General features: G+C 70.7%; 13 protein-coding genes and 1 pseudogene. 10 read left to right on the forward strand and 4 right to left on the reverse strand.

The features are described 5' to 3' along the window. The 3 genes from CP983_RS06170 to rox all read left to right on the forward strand — a co-directional run bounded on the left by CP983_RS06170 (position 1) and on the right by rox (position 3,332). Positions 1 to 1,155, forward strand: a complete 1,155-nt coding sequence (locus CP983_RS06170; protein ID WP_150498852.1) for an amidohydrolase family protein — start codon at positions 1 to 3, stop codon at positions 1,153 to 1,155. 42 nt (positions 1,156 to 1,197) lie between these two features. Then, complete coding sequence (locus CP983_RS06175) at positions 1,198 to 1,725, forward strand: NUDIX hydrolase family protein (RefSeq protein ID WP_030955617.1); 528 nt, start codon at positions 1,198 to 1,200, stop codon at positions 1,723 to 1,725. 182 nt (positions 1,726 to 1,907) lie between these two features. Further along, positions 1,908 to 3,332, forward strand: coding sequence for a rifampin monooxygenase (gene rox / locus CP983_RS06180; RefSeq protein WP_150498853.1), 1,425 nt, complete (start codon positions 1,908 to 1,910; stop codon positions 3,330 to 3,332). A 13-nt stretch (positions 3,333 to 3,345) separates the two neighbouring features. On the opposite strand, the gene CP983_RS06185 is transcribed toward rox, so the two are convergent. Beyond that, a complete protein-coding gene (locus CP983_RS06185; RefSeq protein ID WP_150498854.1) occupies positions 3,346 to 3,978 on the reverse strand; it encodes a TMEM175 family protein in 633 nt (210 codons plus the stop codon). A gap of 376 nt (positions 3,979 to 4,354) precedes the next feature. Here CP983_RS06185 and CP983_RS06190 point away from each other — a divergent pair. The 4 genes and pseudogenes from CP983_RS06190 to CP983_RS06205 form a co-directional block, all read left to right on the forward strand. Further along, positions 4,355 to 5,218 (forward strand): annotated as a pseudogene (locus CP983_RS06190) (chitinase); the annotation flags it as partial. Between the two features lie 96 nt (positions 5,219 to 5,314). Further along, positions 5,315 to 7,519 (forward strand): RICIN domain-containing protein, encoded by a 2,205-nt coding sequence (locus CP983_RS06195; RefSeq protein ID WP_150506418.1) that lies wholly within the window; start codon positions 5,315 to 5,317, stop codon positions 7,517 to 7,519. Positions 7,520 to 7,606: 87 nt separating this feature from the next. Further along, positions 7,607 to 8,722, forward strand: coding sequence for a chitinase (locus CP983_RS06200; protein WP_189748459.1), 1,116 nt, complete (start codon positions 7,607 to 7,609; stop codon positions 8,720 to 8,722). 13 nt (positions 8,723 to 8,735) lie between these two features. Next, the gene (locus CP983_RS06205) at positions 8,736 to 9,503 is read left to right on the forward strand and encodes an NPP1 family protein (RefSeq protein WP_150498856.1); all 768 of its coding nucleotides are present in this window, start codon (positions 8,736 to 8,738) and stop codon (positions 9,501 to 9,503) included. 63 nt (positions 9,504 to 9,566) lie between these two features. On the opposite strand, the gene CP983_RS06210 is transcribed toward CP983_RS06205, so the two are convergent. The 3 genes from CP983_RS06210 to CP983_RS06220 all read right to left on the reverse strand — a co-directional run bounded on the left by CP983_RS06210 (position 9,567) and on the right by CP983_RS06220 (position 13,385). After that, positions 9,567 to 10,922, reverse strand: a complete 1,356-nt coding sequence (locus CP983_RS06210; RefSeq protein WP_150498857.1) for an MFS transporter — start codon at positions 10,920 to 10,922, stop codon at positions 9,567 to 9,569. A 50-nt stretch (positions 10,923 to 10,972) separates the two neighbouring features. Beyond that, positions 10,973 to 12,448 (reverse strand): NAD-dependent succinate-semialdehyde dehydrogenase, encoded by a 1,476-nt coding sequence (locus CP983_RS06215; RefSeq protein ID WP_150498858.1) that lies wholly within the window; start codon positions 12,446 to 12,448, stop codon positions 10,973 to 10,975. Between the two features lie 148 nt (positions 12,449 to 12,596). Beyond that, positions 12,597 to 13,385: an IclR family transcriptional regulator gene (locus CP983_RS06220; RefSeq protein ID WP_125526501.1), complete on the reverse strand. Its 789-nt coding sequence runs from the start codon at positions 13,383 to 13,385 to the stop codon at positions 12,597 to 12,599. Positions 13,386 to 13,615: 230 nt separating this feature from the next. Between CP983_RS06220 and fae the strand changes: the two genes are divergently transcribed. Genes fae through CP983_RS06235 form a run of 3 tightly spaced genes read left to right on the forward strand, consistent with a single transcriptional unit; the run spans position 13,616 to position 16,781 of the window. Continuing rightward, complete coding sequence (gene fae, locus CP983_RS06225; protein WP_125526502.1) at positions 13,616 to 14,155, forward strand: formaldehyde-activating enzyme; 540 nt, start codon at positions 13,616 to 13,618, stop codon at positions 14,153 to 14,155. Beyond that, a complete protein-coding gene (locus CP983_RS06230) occupies positions 14,152 to 15,264 on the forward strand; it encodes a mandelate racemase/muconate lactonizing enzyme family protein (RefSeq protein ID WP_150498859.1) in 1,113 nt (370 codons plus the stop codon). Before fae ends, CP983_RS06230 begins: the two co-directional genes overlap by 4 nt. Further along, a complete protein-coding gene (locus tag CP983_RS06235) occupies positions 15,261 to 16,781 on the forward strand; it encodes an aldehyde dehydrogenase (protein ID WP_189748462.1) in 1,521 nt (506 codons plus the stop codon). The genes CP983_RS06230 and CP983_RS06235 overlap by 4 nt, the downstream gene beginning before the upstream one ends. Positions 16,782 to 16,846 lie beyond the last annotated feature (65 nt).

Here is a 16,846-nt window from a genome sequence, read left to right on the forward strand (position 1 = left end):
ATGGGTGCCACAGGGCCGGTCCACGAGGCGCTCGCGGCGCTGCCGCTGGTGGACCATCACTGCCACGGGATCGTCACCGCCGAACCGGACCGGGCCGGCTTCGAGTCCCTGCTCACCGAGGGCGAGCCATGGCCCGGCATCTCCCCCTTCGACACCCCGCTCGGCCTCGCCGTACGCCGTCACTGCGCGCCCCTGCTGGACCTGCCCCGGCACGCGCCCCCGGACGAATACCTGGCCCGGCGTGCGGAACTGGGTGCGCGGGAGGTCGACCGGCGCTTCCTGACCGCGGCCGGAACCGAGGTGTTCTGCGTCGACACCGGCTACACGCCCCACCCGATCACCACGCCCGGGGAACTCGCCAGGACCGCCGGCGCGACCGCGTACGAAGTCGTACGGCTGGAGTCGGTGGCCGAGGCCGTCGCGGCCGCCGGAGTCGAACCGGAGGCCTACCCCGCCGCGTTCCGCACGGCCGCCGAGGAGGCCGTGCGCCGGCCCGGGGTGGTGGCCGTGAAGTCGGTGGCCGCCTACCGCACCGGCTTCGACCTGGACCCGGCACGCCCGCCGGAGGCGCTCGTCGTCGCGGCGGCCCGGCAGTGGCTCGCGGACGGCGGCCGGCTGGCCGACCCGGTCCTGATACGGCATCTGCTGTGGACGGCCGTCGACCTGGGGCTCCCGCTCCAGTTGCACACCGGCTTCGGCGACAACGACATCCGCCTGCACCGGGTGGACCCCACCCACCTCACGGACTGGCTGCATCTGACCCGGGGCACGATCCCCGTCCTGCTCCTGCACTGCTGGCCGTACCAGCGGCAGGCCGCCTATCTCGCGGCGGTCTTCGAGCAGGTGTACCTGGACGTGGGCCTGACCCTGCACCACGTGGGCCCCGCCCGCTCCCGGGCGATCCTGGCGGAGGCCCTGGAGATCACGCCGTTCCGCAAGCTGCTGTACAGCTCGGACGCGTATGGTCTGGCCGAGTTGTACCGGCTCGGCGCACTGGCGTTCCGCCGCGGCCTGGGCGAGCTGCTCCAGGACCTGGTGGACGCCGATGAGCTCGGCCTGCCGGACGCGCTGCGGATCGCGGCGTGGGCGGCCGGTGACAACGCCCGCCGCCTCTACGGACTGCCCGACCCCGTCCCCCGTTCCGATCGCGACTGAGCGTTCGCAATTCCCGGAAAGTATGATCAAGCAATGTCTGACATGACCGAAACCACGCCCGGCTGGCTGAGCAGCGACGAGCTGGAGCAGGCACGCGCCAACATGCCCATCCTGTACGTCGAGGCAGTGCCCGTGCGCGTCGACGACAGCGGTGAGGTCACCAGCATCGGCCTCCTCCTGCGGATCGGACCGGACGGTACGGTCAGCCGGACCCTGGTCTCCGGCCGCGTACTGCACCACGAGCGGGTCCGCGACGCACTCCTGCGCCACCTGGAGAAGGACCTCGGCCCGGTGGCGCTGCCCCGGGTGCCGACGTCGCTGCAGCCGTTCACGGTCGCGGAGTACTTCCCGACGCACGGTGTCACGCCGTACCACGACCCGCGCCAGCACGCGGTGTCCCTGGCCTACGTCGTCCCGGTCACCGGCGACTGCCGGCCTCGCCAGGACGCCCTGGACCTGGTCTGGTTCAGCCCGCAGGAGGCCCTGTCGCCCGCGGTGCAGAGCGAGATGCCGGGCGGGCACGGGGTGCTGCTGAAGCAGGCGCTGGCCCATGTGGGCTGCGTGGTCTGAGGGCCCGACCCGCCTCGGCGCGTCACGTCGGAGACGACGAAGGCTCGGAAACGACGAAGGCAAGGAGGTCATCGACTCCTTGCCACTCTCAACGTATAGCGCACCGGGGGCCTTGCGGCAAGGCCCCCCTGGTGCAGCACAATCACCGACCGAAGCCAGGACCTGCGGAAACGGGGATTGTGATGATCGATGTGATCGTGGTCGGCGGTGGCCCCACCGGCCTGATGCTGGCAGCGGAACTGCGGCTGCACGACGTGCACGTGGTCGTGCTGGAGAAGCTGACGGAGCCGACCCCGCAGTCCCGTGGGCAGGGGCTGCACGCGCGCAGCGTCGAGATGATGGACCAGCGCGGCCTCCTGGAGCGGTTCCTGGCGGTCAGTGAGAAGTTCCAGGTCGGCGGTCTGTTCGGTGGTATCGCCAAGGCGTGGCCGGACGGCCTGGACACGGCTCACCCCTACGGTCTTGCGACCCCGCAGCCGGTCACCGAGCGGCTGCTGAACGAGCGCGCGCTGGAACTCGGCACCGAGATCCGGCGGGGCTGCGAAGTGGTCGGGCTGAGCCAGGACGACGACGGTGTGAGCGTGGAGCTGGCGGACGGTACGCGGCTTCGCTCGCGCTACCTCGCCGGCTGCGACGGCGGTCGCAGCGTGGTGCGCAAGCTGCTCGGCGTCGGCTTCCCCGGCGAGGCCGCCACGGTCGAGACGCTGCTGGGCGAGATGGAGCTGACGGAGGATCCGGAGAGGATCGCCGCCGTGGTCGCCGAGGTCCGCAAGACCCAGCTGCGGTTCGGTGCGGGCCCCGGCGAGAACGGGGTCTACCGCGTCGTGGTGCCCGCCGACGGCGTGGCCGAAGACCGCGCGAGCGAGCCGACCCTCGAAGAGTTCAAGCGGCAGTTGCGGGCCACCGCGGGCACCGACTTCGGTGCGCACTCGCCGCGCTGGCTCTCCCGTTTCGGTGACGCCACCCGGCAGGCCGAGCGCTACCGGGTCGGCCGGGTGCTGCTGGCCGGCGACGCGGCGCACATCCATCCGCCGACCGGCGGGCAGGGCCTCAACCTCGGTATCCAGGACGCGTTCAACCTGGGCTGGAAGCTGGCCGCCGCGGTCCGGGGCCGGGCGCCGGAAGGGCTGTTGGACACCTACCACGCCGAACGGCACCCGGTGAGCGCCGCCGTCCTCGCCAACACCCGGGCGCAGATCACCCTCCTGGGCAGCGAACCGGGCCCGACCGCGCTGCGGGAGCTGTTCTCGAAGCTGATGGACTTCGCGGAGGTGAACCGGTACGTCACCGGGATGATCACCGCGGTCGACGTCCGCTACGACTTCGGCGAGGGCCACGACCTGCTCGGCCGGCGCATGCGGGACCTCCCGCTGAAGCAGGGCCGCCTCTACGAGTTGACGCACGACGGCCGCGGGCTGCTGCTCGACGGGACCGGCCGGCTGTCGGTCGAGGGCTGGGCGGACCGGGTCGACCATGTCGTCGACGTGAGTGAGGACCTGGACGTGCCCGCGGCGCTGCTGCGGCCGGACGGCCATGTGGCGTGGGTCGGTGAGGCCCAGGAGGAACTGCTCGAAGCGCTGCGCCGGTGGTTCGGGGACGCCGACTGAGTTCGCGGCGCCGTCACTCTTCCTGGTCGGCCGGCTTGCGGTAGAGCATCCGTGTCCCGACGGCCAGCAGCCACCAGTACTTGGCGAGGGTCGGCGAGTAGAAGGCCACCGGCACCGAAGTGGCGAAGACGAGGACCAGCAGGACACCGTGCCGGATCTCCACCTTCAGCAACGTGCGAGAGGTCTCCGGCGCCGCCACCTCGGGGTTCACCAGCAGGCGCACGTACATGCCGCACATCAGGGCCACGGCCAGGGCGATCGCCCCCGCGTAGCAGGCGGTCGCCGTGGTCGTCTCGCCGTACTCGCTGATCAGCCGGGTCGGGAAGGGCAGCGCGGCGACCGTCGCCAGGAGCGCGAAGTAGAGCAGGAGCAGCCAGCGGTCGAGTGTCGCGATCAGGCGGAACAGGCCGTGCTGGACGAGCCAGAGCGTGCCGATGACGAAGAAGCTGAGCAGATACGCGCCGATGGTGGGCACCGCGTCCGCCACGGCGTCGGCGACCTCGGCCTCGGCCAGGCCGTCCGGGACGGTGATGTCGAGCGCGAGCAGTGTCATCGCGATGGAGAACACGGCGTCACCGAGGGCGAGAAGGCGTTCGGGACCCACGGCCACATGCGGGCGGCGCAGGCCGAAGGGGTGGTTCGTCATATCGGTGCCACCAGGCGGATCGGCGACGGCTTGGTACGGCAGCGAGGCCGGGAAGGCAAGAAGTACCACGTGCCGCGGCGGGGCTCCGGGAGGCGGGTCGGCCCGTTCCGACCGGGGCCGCAATTAATTGTTGCCAAAGCTTACTTCACGTCTTGACGTAAGTGGTCCAGACCTTTAGGTTCACGGGTCAACCAGACACCCACGAGACGCACTCACCGTTCAGAAGGTGAACGCGGCCCCGGTTGCTCACCCCCCACGAAGGGCTTCCGCGCGCATGTCCAAATCCCTCCCCGCGGCCATATCCCTCACCGCACTCTCGCTCACCACCGGCCTGCTCTCCACTCCCCCCGCACAGGCCGCCGCCCCCTTGGCGTCATCGGCCGTGGCGCCCTACCTCTACAACGGCTGGGGCAGCCCGCCGAACCCCACCACGGTCAGCAACGCCACCGGCGTCAAGTACTTCACGCTCGCCTTCGTCCTCAGCAACGGCTACTGCAACCCGCAGTGGGACGGCGGCCGGGCACTGACGGGCGGGGTCGACCAGCGCACGATCGAGACCGTGCGGGCGAACGGCGGTGACGTCGTCCCGTCGTTCGGTGGCTGGAGCGGCAACAAGCTGGAGAGCTCCTGCTCCAGTGCGAGCGAACTGGCCGCCGCCTACCAGAGGGTCGTCAGCGCCTTCGGGCTGAAGGCCATCGACATCGACCTCGAAGCCGACGCCTACGACAGCCCGACCGTGCAGCAGCGCACGGTCGACGCCCTGAAGAAGGTCAAGGCCGACAACCCCGGCCTGAAGGTGTACATCACCATCGGCACCGGCCAGAACGGCCCCGACACCTCCCTCATCGGCCGTGCCGCCGGCACCGGCCTGACGGTGGACGCCTGGACGATCATGCCGTTCAACTTCGGCGGCAACGGACAGAACATGGGCGACCTGTCCGTGCGGGCCGCCGAAGGGCTCAAGAACTCGCTGAAGTCGGCGTACGGCTACAGCGACGACCAGGCCTACCGGTCCATGGGCATCTCGTCGATGAACGGCATCACCGACCAGAACGAGACCGTCACCGTCGACGACTTCAGGACGATGCTCGCCTACGCCCGGCAACACCACCTGGCCCGGCTGACGTTCTGGTCCGCCAACCGCGACCGCCCCTGCACCGGTGGCCCCGCCGACAGCTGTTCCGGCGTGAACCAGTCCGACTGGGACTTCACGCGTGTGTTCGCCGGATACGCCGGCTGATCCAGCCACCCCCACCAGCGTCGACCCCTCCCCCGGCTCCGGCCGGGGGAACCCCCGTATCGCTTCGCTCGGCGAGGAGAATCAGTGCCCACCTTCGTGCGTCCCGCGCTCAGGCGCCTCCGCAGATCCACCGCCGTCACGGTCGTCACCGTGGCGGCCGCGTCCCTGCTCACCTCGGCGCCCGCGCCGGCCGGCGCCGCGGAGAGCGCGGCGGCCGCGCTGCCCGCCGACTACTCGACCGTCATGAACGCCGCGAGCGGCAGATGCCTGGACGCCCGGGCGGCCGCCACCGCCAACGGCACCGTCGTGCAGCAGTACGCGTGCAACGGCTCGACGGCCCAGAACTGGAGCTTCACGCCGACCAGTGACGGCTACGTCCGCATCAACAACCGCAACAACACCGGCCAGGTCGTGGATGTCGCCGACGTCTCCACCACCGACGGCGGGCCGGTCCATCTGTGGGCCTACGGCGGCGGCGCCAACCAGCAGTGGCTGCCCGTCGACGAGGGCGGCGGCATCTACCGCTTCGTCAACCGAAACAGCGGCAAGTGCCTGGACGACCCGGGCGCATCGCTCGCCGACAGCGTCCAGTTCGTGCAGTACACGTGCAACGGCAGCGCCGCCCAGCGGTTCCAGGTGGTCCCGGTGAACCAGTCGGCCGCGAACCCGGACCTCGGCCCGAACGTGGTCGTCTTCGACCCGTCCATGTCGCCCTCGACCATCCAGAACCGGCTCAACTCGATCTTCCAGCAGCAGGAGACCAACCAGTTCGGCTCGCAGCGCTACGCCGTCCTGTTCAAGCCGGGCTCCTACAACGCGAACGTCAACGTCGGCTTCTACACCCAGGTCGCCGGGCTCGGCCTGTCCCCGGACTCGGTCACCGTCAACGGCGCGGTGCACGCCGAGGCCGACTGGTTCCCGCCGCAGAACGCCACCCAGAACTTCTGGCGCGGTGCAGAGAACCTGTCCGTCAACCCGACGGGCGGCGCCGACCGCTGGGCGGTCTCGCAGGCGTCGGCGTACCGCCGGATGCATCTGCGCGGCAACCTCGCCCTGGACGACGGCGGCTGGTCCAGCGGCGGTCTGCTCGCCGACACCAAGATCGACGGCCAGGTCAACTCAGGCAGCCAGCAGCAGTGGCTGACCCGCAACTCCCAGCTCGGCAGCTGGACCGGCTCCAACTGGAACATGGTCTTCGTCGGCAGCCAGGGCGTCCCCGGCACCAGCTTCCCCAACCCGCCGTACACCACGGTCGCGCAGACCCCGGTCAGCCGGGAGAAGCCGTTCCTGTACGTCGACGGAGCCGGCGCCTACAAGGTGTTCGTGCCGTCGGTGCGGTCCAACTCCAGCGCGACGAGCTGGGCGGGCGGCTCCCCGTCCGGCAGTTCGCTGTCCCTCGACTCCTTCTACGTCGTGAAGCCCGGCGCGACGGCCGGCGACATCAACGCCGCGCTGGCCGCGGGCAAGAACCTGCTCGTCACGCCCGGCGTCTACCACCTCAACCAGACCCTCCAGGTGAACCGCGCCGACACCGTCGTCCTCGGCCTGGGCCTCGCCACGTTCATCCCGGACAACGGCGTCACCGCGATGAAGGTGGCCGACGTCGACGGTGTGAAGGTCGCGGGCGTCCTCTTCGACGCGGGCACCACCAACTCGCCCACCCTGATGGAGGTCGGCCCGGCCGGTTCGTCCGCGTCCCACGCCGCCAACCCGACCTCACTGCACGACGTGTACTTCCGCGTCGGCGGCGCAGCCGTCGGCAAGGCGACCACCAGCCTCGTCATCAACAGCGACAACGTCATCGGCGACCACATGTGGATCTGGCGCGCCGACCACGGCAGCGGCGTCGGCTGGAACACCAACACCGGCGACACCGGCCTGATCGTCAACGGCGACGACGTCACCGCGTACGGCTTGTTCGTCGAGCACTACCAGAAGTACCAGACCATCTGGAACGGCAACGGCGGCCGGACGTACTTCTACCAGAACGAGATGCCCTACGACCCGCCGAACCAGGCGGCGTGGATGAACGGCTCCACGCAGGGCTACGCGGCCTACAAGGTCGCCGACTCCGTGACCAGCCATCAGGCCTACGGCCTCGGCAGCTACTGCTTCTTCAACGTCAATCCGAGTGTGACCGCCGAGCGGGCCATCGAGGCACCGAACAAGGCGGGAGTCCGCTTCACCAGCATGGTGACGGTCTCCCTCGGCGGTACAGGCACCATCCGGCACGTCGTCAACAACACGGGCGGTCCGTCCAACTCCGGCTCCAACGTGGCCAATCTGACGAACTACCCGTAGCGCGTCCCTGAGCTCTGCCGCCGGCCGTCCCTTGAGAAGAGGGGCGGCCGGCTCACCCCGCGACACCTCAAAGGAGCGTCCTCGACCATGTCCATGACCCTGCTCAGACCCCGGCTCGCGATCTTCGCGGTGCTCACCGCCGTCCTCACCGCCCTGCTCACCGTGACCCCCGCGCGGGCCGCCGACGGCACGATCACCGGCCTCGCCGGCAAGTGCGTCGACGTGGCGGGCGCGAGCAACGCCAACGGCACCGCCGTACAGCTCTACGACTGCAACGGGACCGGCGCGCAGATCTGGTCCAACTCCGGCGACGGCACCCTGCGCGCGCTCGGCAAGTGTCTGGACGTCGCCGAGCGCAGCACGGCGGACGGCGCGGCGGTCCAGCTGTGGGACTGCTCGGGCGGCGCGAACCAGCAGTGGGTGGTCAGCGGCGCACGCGACATCGTGAACCCGGCCGCGAACAAGTGCCTGGACGTCCGGGACAACAACAGTGCCAACGGCACCCGGCTGCAGATCTGGACCTGCACCGGCACCGCGAACCAGAAGTGGAACGCGCCCGCGAGCGGGGGCGGCGGCACCCCGTCCGGCTTCGTGGTCAGCGAGGCGCAGTTCAACCAGATGTTCCCGAGCCGGAATTCGTTCTACACGTACAGCGGCCTGGTCGCCGCGCTGAGCGCCTACCCGGGCTTCGCCAAGACCGGCAGCGACACCGTGAAGAAGCAGGAGGCGGCGGCCTTCCTCGCCAACGTCAACCACGAGACCGGCGGCCTCGTGCACATCGTCGAGCAGAACACCGCCAACTACCCCCACTACTGCGACTGGAACCAGCCCTACGGCTGCCCCGCCGGCCAGGCCGCCTACTACGGCCGCGGTCCGATCCAGCTGTCGTGGAACTTCAACTACAAGGCCGCCGGTGACGCCCTGGGCATCGACCTGCTCAACAACCCCTGGCGGGTGCAGAACGAGGCGGCCGTCGCCTGGAAGACCGGTCTTTGGTACTGGAACACCCAGTCCGGTCCCGGCACCATGACCCCCCACAACGCCATGGTGAACCAGGCCGGCTTCGGCCAGACGATCCGCTCCATCAACGGCTCCCTGGAGTGCGACGGCAGGAACCCGGCGCAGGTCCAGAGCCGCGTCGACGCCTACAACCGGTTCACCTCGATCCTCGGCGTCTCGCCGGGCGGCAACCTCTACTGCTGAACCGGGAGCCGTGATGCGCAAGTCGAGATCCCTCGCCAAGCTCGCCCTCGGCGCGCTGGGCGCGATGACGCTCGTCGTGGCCCTCCCCGCGAGTGCCCACGCGAACGTCCTGACCCTGCTACCGCAGAACGCCGACGGCCTGGAGCAGACGTTCTCCCCGGCCTACGACTACGACGGCGACGGCTGCTACGCCACAGCCGCCATCGGCGCCGACGGGACCCTCAACCCGGGTCTCAAGCTCGGCGGCGACGTCAACGGCAAGTGCCACGACTACGCCCAGCTGGCGAACGCCAACACCTACTCGCGTGCGAAGTGCAACAACGGCTGGTGCGCGGTGATGTACGCCAGCTACTTCGAGAAGGACCAGATCACCCTGGGTCCTGCGGCCCTCGGGCACACGCACGACTGGGAACACGTCATCGTGTGGATCCGCGACAACCAGGCCGAGTACGTGTCGGTGTCCCAGCACAACACCTACCAGCTGGCCGCCCGTTCGGCGATCCGCTTCGACGGCACCCACCCGAAGATCGTCTATCACAAGGACGGTGTCTCCAGTCACTGCTTCCGGTTCGCGGGCAGCAACGACGAACCGGCGGAGAACGCCACCGGCAACTGGTTCTTCCCGCGTCTGGTCGGCTGGAACGGCTATCCGGCCGGCTACCGCGACAAGCTCATGAGCGCCGACTTCGGCTCCGCCACGATCAAGATCGACGACGGCGACTTCCAGTGGGCTCTCGACTACGCGAAGCCGTCCGGGATCCCCTTCGACGCCTACGCCTGACGCCCGACGGCGCACGGCCCCGCAGGCACTCGCCTGCGGGGCTGTTGCGTGGTGTGGGGGTGGCTACGCCCCGCGCGCCTTGCGTGCCGCCCGGGCGAGGTCCATGTCGGTCGTCTCCGGGGCGAGGAACTGCGAGACGAGACCGCCGAGCGCGAGCACCCCGGCGCCGATCAGCAGGACGAACTCCGCGCCGAACCGGTCCAGGCCCATCGGCAGCAGGAAGGTGCCGATGGCCGCGCCGACCCGGCTCATCGCGGTGGCGAAGCCGACGCCGGTGGTGCGCAGGGAGGTCGGGAAGACCTCCAGCGGGTAGATGGCGGTGAGTGCGCTGGAGGCGGCGTTGAGGAAGATGAAGAACAGGAAGCCGCCGACGATGACCGGGGTGGACGTGGGCCACAGCGCGACCAGCGCCAGGGCGCCCGCGGTGATCCAGAACGGCGGGATGAGCAGCCTGCGCCGGCCGATCCGGTCCACGACGAGACAGCCCGCCGTCACGCCCGCCACCGCGGTGAAGGAGTAGACGAGCAGCGCCGCGACGGCGTTGTCGCCCATGTTCAGGGCCTCGAAGACCTGCGTCCAGAACGTGCCGATGGCGAAGTACGGCAGGACGAGCGCCGCCCAGAAGACGCTGGCGAACACCGTGCTGCGCAGGTGCCGTCGGCTGAACAGCGCCCGGAACCCCTCTCGCGCGGGCGCCTGGGACTCGTCGAGCTCGGCGTCGATGTCCACCTCGATGCCGTACTTCTCGATCAGCGCCTCGGCCTCCTCGCGGCGCCCCCTGCTCAGCAGCCAGCGTGCCGACTCCGGTATGCCGCCGCGCAGTGCGACGCACACCACGGCGATGACCGCGCTGCTGGCCAGGGACCACCGCCAGCCGCCGTCGACGTCCGCGAACAGCGCGCCGACGACCGTGGCCAGCGCGTAGCCGACGTACCAGCTGATCTCCAGGCTGGCCAGCAGCCGGCCGCGGCCCTGCCGGGGCGCGTACTCGGAAAGCAGCGGGGCGCCGATGGCGTACTCGCCTCCGATCGCGACGCCCATCAGCAGACGGATGAGGAAGAGCTGGGTGCCGTCGGTGACGAAGAACTGCAGGACCGAGCCGATCAGGAAGATCAGCATGTCGACGAGGAACACCGGGCGGCGGCCGAAGCGGTCGGCGAGCCGGCCGAAGAGGGGGCCGCCGATGAAGATGCCGATCAGCGGGGAGGCGCCGACCAGGCCCTGCATGAACGTGGAGAGATGGAGGTCGGTGGTCAGCGCGGCCATCGCCATGCCGATGCCGCCGATGATGTAGCCGTCGATGCCCTGCCCGATCTGGGTGGCGAGCTTCAACTTGGTGTGCAGACGGCGGCGTTCGCGGTGCAGGCCGGGCACTTCGGGTGTGCTGGGCTGGTGCTGGGTCGCAGGCGTCATTGCCATGGGCGGTCCTTGTCGTGAGCGGAGGGAGGGGAGCTGGGTGCGGGGGAAGGTCAGTCGGTCCAGTCCAGGGCGATGTACTGCGTCTCCAGGAAGGCTTCGATGCCTTCGCGGCCGCCCTCCCTGCCCAGGCCGGACTGCTTGACGCCGCCGAAGGGGGCGGCCGGGTCGGACAGCAGGCCGCGGTTGACGCCGACCATGCCGGCCTCCAGACGTTCGGCGATGCGCAGCGCACGGCCGACGTCGCGGGAGTAGACGTACGAGGCCAGGCCGTGGACGGTGGCGTTGGCGCGGGCGAGCATCTCGTTCTCGTCGGTGAAGGTGGTGAGCGGCGCGACCGGTCCGAAGACCTCCTCGTGCAGGATCCGGGCGTCGTCGGGGACGTCGACGAGGACGGTCGCGGGGTGGAAGTGGCCGGGCCCGTCGGGTGTGCCGCCCCGCGCGGCGATCCGTGCTCCGCGGGCGACGGCGTCGTCGACGAGCGAGCGGATCTTGTCGACGGCCCCCTCGTTGATCACCGGTCCGAGGGTGACGCCGTCCTCCAGGCCGGGTCCGACGCGTACGGCGGCCATGGCGGCGCCGAACTTCTCCGTGAACTCGGCGGCGACGTCGGCGTGGACGTAGAACCGGTTGGCGGCGATGCAGACCTCGCCGCCGCCGCGCATCTTCGCGTCCATCGCCCCGCGCACGGCCGCGTCCACGTCGGCGTCCGCGCAGACGACGAAGGGGGCATTGCCGCCGAGCTCCATGGTGACGTTGACGACGTTCGCGGCGGCCTGCTCCAGGAGCACCTTGCCGGTGGCGGTGGAGCCGGTGAAGGAGAACTTGCGGACCCGTTCGTCGCCGAGCCAGGCCGAGACGACCTCGGGGGCGCGGTCGGTGGGCAGGACGTTCAACAGGCCGTCCGGCAGGCCGGCTTCGGCGAGCAGCGCGGCGACCGCGAGGGCGGTGAGCGGGGTCTCCGGGGCGGGCTTGAGCAGGACGGGGCAGCCGGCCGCGAGGGCCGGGGCGATCTTGCGGGTGGCCATGGCGGCCGGGAAGTTCCAGGGGGTGACGAAGGCGGTGACGCCGACGGGGTGTTTGCGTACGACGTGGCGGTAGCCGCCGGCCGGGGCGTCCCCGAAGGCGGAGCCGACGCGGACGGCCTCCTCGGCGAACCAGCGGAAGAACTCGGCGGCGTAGCCGACCTCGGCCGCCGCGTCCCGGTACGCCTTGCCGTTCTCCAGGACGATGAGCCGGGCGAGGGTGTCGGTGTGCTCCCGCATGAGCGCGAAGGTGTCGTGCAGGATCTCCGAACGGCGCCGGGGCGGTGTCGAGCGCCAGCCGGCCGCGGCCGAGTGCGCGGCGTCGATCGCCGCGCGGGCGTCGTCCGGTCCCGCCGAGGAGACGTGGCGGATGAGGTCGCCGGTGGCCGGGTCGTGGACGGGGTAGGTCCGTCCGTCGGCGGCCGCGAGCCATCGGCCGCCGAGGAACACATCGCCTTCCGCTGGTGGCGCCTTGGCCAGGAGGTCGATGCCGGCGAGGTTCATGAGCTGCTCTTTTCTCCGTTTCGGACGGGGCTCGTCCGATGCGCGGTGAATTTACGAGCGCGTCATGGGGCCGACAAGGCAACTCCGGCGGATCGAAACGGGGGTTGCTCTGAGGGCAACTCGCCGATCATGTGCGGGTGTACGTGGGTCAGGTGAGCCGGGCCCGCAGCAACGGAGTGCGCCGGGGCTCCCAGCCCAGCAGCGACGACACCCTTGCCGCCGCCCGGGCCGTCGTACGGCCCGCCTCGTCGAGACGCTCGCCGAGCCGGGCCTTGGGGGCGGAGATGTTGATGGCCGCGACGACCCGGCCCCGGAAGTCGCGCACCGGGGCGGACACGCCGACCAGGCCCTCCTCGAACTCCTCGCTGACACGGGCGTAGCCCTGCCGCCGGGCGTCCTGGATGAGGGTCCACAGGTCCTGCACGGGCATCTCACCGGTCGTGCCGAAGCGGACGTACAGCTCGTCGGGCGTGGCGTCGGCCAGCAGGACGCGCCCCGCGGACAGCCGCCAGGCGGGCACACCGCGTCCCTCCCAGCCGTGGACGCGGAAGGAGTGCCCGGAGACCGACAGCAGGGTGAGGACCTCGCGGTCGCTGAGGACGCACAGGTGGCTGGTCTCCTCCAGATCCGCGGACAGGGTGTGCATGACGGGTTCGGCCACGCGCACCAGACGGCTCTCGGAGGTGCGGGCCACCAGGGAGAACAGCCGCCAGCCCAGGCGGTACTCCAGGGTGTCGGGGTCGCGCTCCACGATGCCCTCGGCGGCGAGGGCCTTCAGGGCCCGGGAGACCTGGGTCTTCTCGCGGCCGACCAGCTGTGCGAGGCGTACGACGCCGAGGCCGCCGGCGTTCTGCGCCTCGTCGGAGGCGAGCGCCTCCAGCAGGTCTATGTCACGGCGCAGGCCGTGTCCGCGGGAGGCCGAGGAGGAGTCGGTCACGGGGTCATCGTATGCGCGCTCACCGGCAAAGGAACCCCCAGGTCAGGGCGGAAGTTGTCAGGAGAGCAACCGGCATTTCGATTCCCGCGGGCGCCTTGCGACGGGGTGGCGGCGGACCTAGATTCGCCGCATCGGGCCGGATGAACTGCGAGGTATGCGAGCTTTGCTCCCGCCTCGCCTGATCCCCCGGTCCGCCGCCGCTTCCCGGTCCCGGAGATCCAGGAGATTCCATGCCTTCGCCCTTTGCCCCGACCGCGCTCATCGGCGAGTCCTTCGTCGGTGAGGGCGCCGACGCCGCGCACACGAACATCGTGATCGGACGCAAGGGCGGCCCCGTCGAGACCGCCTGGGCGACGGCGCTGGCCACCCCTAGCGCCGGGCACGTGCCGTTCATGACGGTCGTGCGGCCGTCCGTGCCGGTGAAGCCGCTGACCCTGTTCGTGGCCAAGGCCGCCGCGGAGGGCGAGCTGCACCAGCGGGCCACCTGGGGTGCCGCGCAGGCCGGCCTCGCGCAGGGGGTCGCGGACGCGGTCGACGACGGGCTGATCCCGGCCGAGGAGGCCGACGACCTGCTGATCATCGCCGCGGTGTGGGTCAACCCGGCGGTCGGCGACCTGGACGCCTCCTTCCGCAACCAGCGCGCCGCCGCGTACGGCGCTCTGCGGGCCGCCGTGACCGGCACGCCCACCGTCTTCGACGTACAGGCCGCCGCCAAGGAGGGCCCGGCCAACCCCTTCTACACGCCGACCGCCGAGGTGCTCGCCCGATGAAGATCACCGACATCACCCTTGACCGGCTGCGCCTGGAGCTGGACCCCCCGTTCCGCGCCGCCTGGGACCCGGAGCCGCGCCGTACCTTCGACGCGACGATCGTGCGCGTCCACACCGACGAGGGCGTCACCGGCATCGGCTCCGGCGACCTCATGGACGGCTTCGAGACGTACAAGCACCTGTTCGTCGGCGAGGACCCCCTCGACATCACCCGGCACGTCAGGGCCATCGAGACCGCCAACTTCCACGGCGCCCACTACTGGCCGCTGGAGGCAGCGCTGTGGGACGTCATCGGCAAGGTGCACGGCCGCCCGGTGTCGGAGCTGTTCGGCAACGCGGCGAAGAAGCTGCCCGCGTACGCCTCCTCGGGCGAGCTCAAGTCCCCCGAGGAACGGGTCGCCACCGCGCTGAAGGTGCGCGAGGCCGGTTTCCGGGCGCTGAAGATCCGGATCGACCGCAATCGTGTCGACGAGGGCGTCGCCGCGGTGCGTGCCGTGCGCGAGGAGCTCGGCGCCGACTTCGAGATCATGGTCGATCTCAACCAGTCCTGGCGGATGGCGGGCGACACGGCGAACGCGTCCGACCTCGCCAAGACCCGCAGGACCATCGCCCGCCTCGCCGAGCTCGACGTGTTCTGGGTCGAGGAGCCGCTGCCGTACGCCGATCTTTCCGGCTTCAAGCGGCTGCGCGCCGAGAACCCCGGGGTGCGGATCGCCGCGGGCGAGATGCACCACTCCCCCACTGAGCTGCTGCGCTACCTCGAGGAGGACGCGCTCGACATCTACCAGATGGACGTGGTGCTGGCGATCGGCATGCAGCGCGCCCGCACCCTGGCCGAGCTCGCCCACCTCAAGCACCGCCAGTTCACCCCGCACAGCTGGACCAACGGCATCGGGGTGCTCGCCAACCTGCACGTCGCGGCCGGCGTCGGCGGCGGCCCCTTCTTCGAGTTCCCCTACGACCCGCCCGGCTGGACCCCCGAGCGCCGCGACTTCATGCTCGCCGAGCCGGTCCGCGTGAACGCCGAGGGCGACCTGGAGATCCCGGACAGGCCCGGCCTCGGCGTCGAGCTGGACGAGGACGCGATCGACCGCTGGAGGATCAAGTGACTTACACCATCGAGGAGTTGCTGGCCCGCTCCCACGACGAGTGGCTGGCCGCGGCGGCCAAGCTGTCCTTCGAGACACGCCTGTTCATCGACGGCGCCTTCACCGACGCGGCCTCCGGCGACAGCTTCACGAGTGTCTCGCCACGCGACGGCGCGGTCCTGGCCGAAGTACAGGCGGCAGGTGCCGAGGACGTCGACCGCGCGGTGCGGTCCGCGCGCACCGCGTTCGAGGACGGCCGCTGGCGCGACCTGGCGCCCAAGGAGCGCAAGCGGATCCTGCTGCGCTGGGCCGGGCTGATCCGGGCGAACGCCGAGGAACTGGCCCTGCTCGACACGCTGGAGATGGGCAAGCCCATCACCGAGTCGGTGCGCATCGACGTGGACAAGGCCGCCGAGACCATCGCCTGGTACGCCGAGACCCTGGACAAGACCTACGACGAGGTGGCCCCGACCCCGGGCGACGCGCTGGCGCTGATCACCCGGGAGCCGCTGGGCGTCATCGGCGCGGTCGTGCCGTGGAACTACGCCCTGCTGATCGCCAGTTGGAAGCTGGGCCCGGCGCTCGCCACCGGCAACAGCGTCGTCCTCAAGCCGGCCGAGCAGACCTCGCTCGCCGCGCTCCGCCTGGCCGCGCTGGCCACCGAGTCGGGGCTGCCGGACGGCGTGCTCAACGTGGTCCCCGGGCGGGGCGAGGTCGCGGGCCAGTCCCTCGGCAGGCACCCCGAGGTCGACAAGATCGCCTTCACCGGCTCGGCGGAGGTGGCCCGGCTCTTCCAGGTGTACGCGGGCGAGTCCAACGGCAAGCAGGTCGCCGTGGAGGCGGGCGGCAAGTCGCCGCAGCTGGTGCTGGCCGACGCCGATGTCGAGGCCGCCGCGTCCGCCGTGGCGTGGGGCATCTTCTACAACGCGGGGCAGACCTGCAACGCGGGCTCGCGCGTCGTCGTCCACGCGGCGGTGAGGGAGCAACTCCTGGACGCCGTACGGCGGATCACCGCCGAGACCTTCCGTGTCGGTGACCCGCTCGACCCGGCCACCGTGATGGGTCCGATCGTGGACGAGGGCCAACTCGCCAAGATCCTGGGCTACATCGAGCGCGGCAGGCAGGACGGGGCGCGCGTCCTGCTGGGCGGCGGGCGCACGCTCACCGAATCCGGCGGCACCTTCGTCGAACCTACGGTGCTGGACGGCGTGGACAACGCGTCCGTCGTCGGCCAGGAGGAGATCTTCGGCCCGGTGCTGGCGGTCGTGTCGTACGACGGCGACGTCGACGAAGGCGTACGGCTGGCGAACCAGAGCGACTTCGGCCTCGTCGCCTCCGTCTGGACCCGGGACGTGAAGGTCGCCCACCGCACGGCCAGGCGGCTGCGAGCGGGCACGGTGTGGATCAACACGTTCGATGCCAGCGACGTCATCACCCCCTTCGGCGGCTTCAAGGCCACCGGCGCGGGCCGCGACAAGTCCCTGCACGCGCTCGACGCGTACACGGCACTCAAGACCACCTGGATCGACCTGTCCTGAACGGCCGGCCCCGGTCCGCCCGCACATCCCCTTTCACTCACCCATCCCCTTTTCACCGGTACATA

It is taken from the genome of Streptomyces chartreusis (genome assembly GCF_008704715.1).
Taxonomy (GTDB): Bacteria; Actinomycetota; Actinomycetes; order Streptomycetales; family Streptomycetaceae; genus Streptomyces; species Streptomyces chartreusis.

Excerpts from the sequence above, each read along its gene's own strand:
- CP983_RS06175 (WP_030955617.1), top strand. The coding sequence starts at position 1,198 with ATGACCGAAACCACGCCCGGCTGGCTGAGCAGCGACGAGCTGGAGCAG.
- CP983_RS06200 (WP_189748459.1), top strand. The coding sequence starts at position 7,607 with ATGTCCATGACCCTGCTCAGACCCCGGCTCGCGATCTTCGCGGTGCTC.
- CP983_RS06230 (WP_150498859.1), top strand. The coding sequence starts at position 14,152 with ATGAAGATCACCGACATCACCCTTGACCGGCTGCGCCTGGAGCTGGAC.
- rox (WP_150498853.1), top strand. The coding sequence starts at position 1,908 with ATGATCGATGTGATCGTGGTCGGCGGTGGCCCCACCGGCCTGATGCTG.
- CP983_RS06170 (WP_150498852.1), top strand. The coding sequence starts at position 1 with ATGGGTGCCACAGGGCCGGTCCACGAGGCGCTCGCGGCGCTGCCGCTG.
- CP983_RS06205 (WP_150498856.1), top strand. The coding sequence starts at position 8,736 with ATGCGCAAGTCGAGATCCCTCGCCAAGCTCGCCCTCGGCGCGCTGGGC.
- CP983_RS06215 (WP_150498858.1), bottom strand. The coding sequence starts at position 12,448 with ATGAACCTCGCCGGCATCGACCTCCTGGCCAAGGCGCCACCAGCGGAA.
- CP983_RS06185 (WP_150498854.1), bottom strand. The coding sequence starts at position 3,978 with ATGACGAACCACCCCTTCGGCCTGCGCCGCCCGCATGTGGCCGTGGGT.
- fae (WP_125526502.1), top strand. The coding sequence starts at position 13,616 with ATGCCTTCGCCCTTTGCCCCGACCGCGCTCATCGGCGAGTCCTTCGTC.
- CP983_RS06210 (WP_150498857.1), bottom strand. The coding sequence starts at position 10,922 with ATGGCAATGACGCCTGCGACCCAGCACCAGCCCAGCACACCCGAAGTG.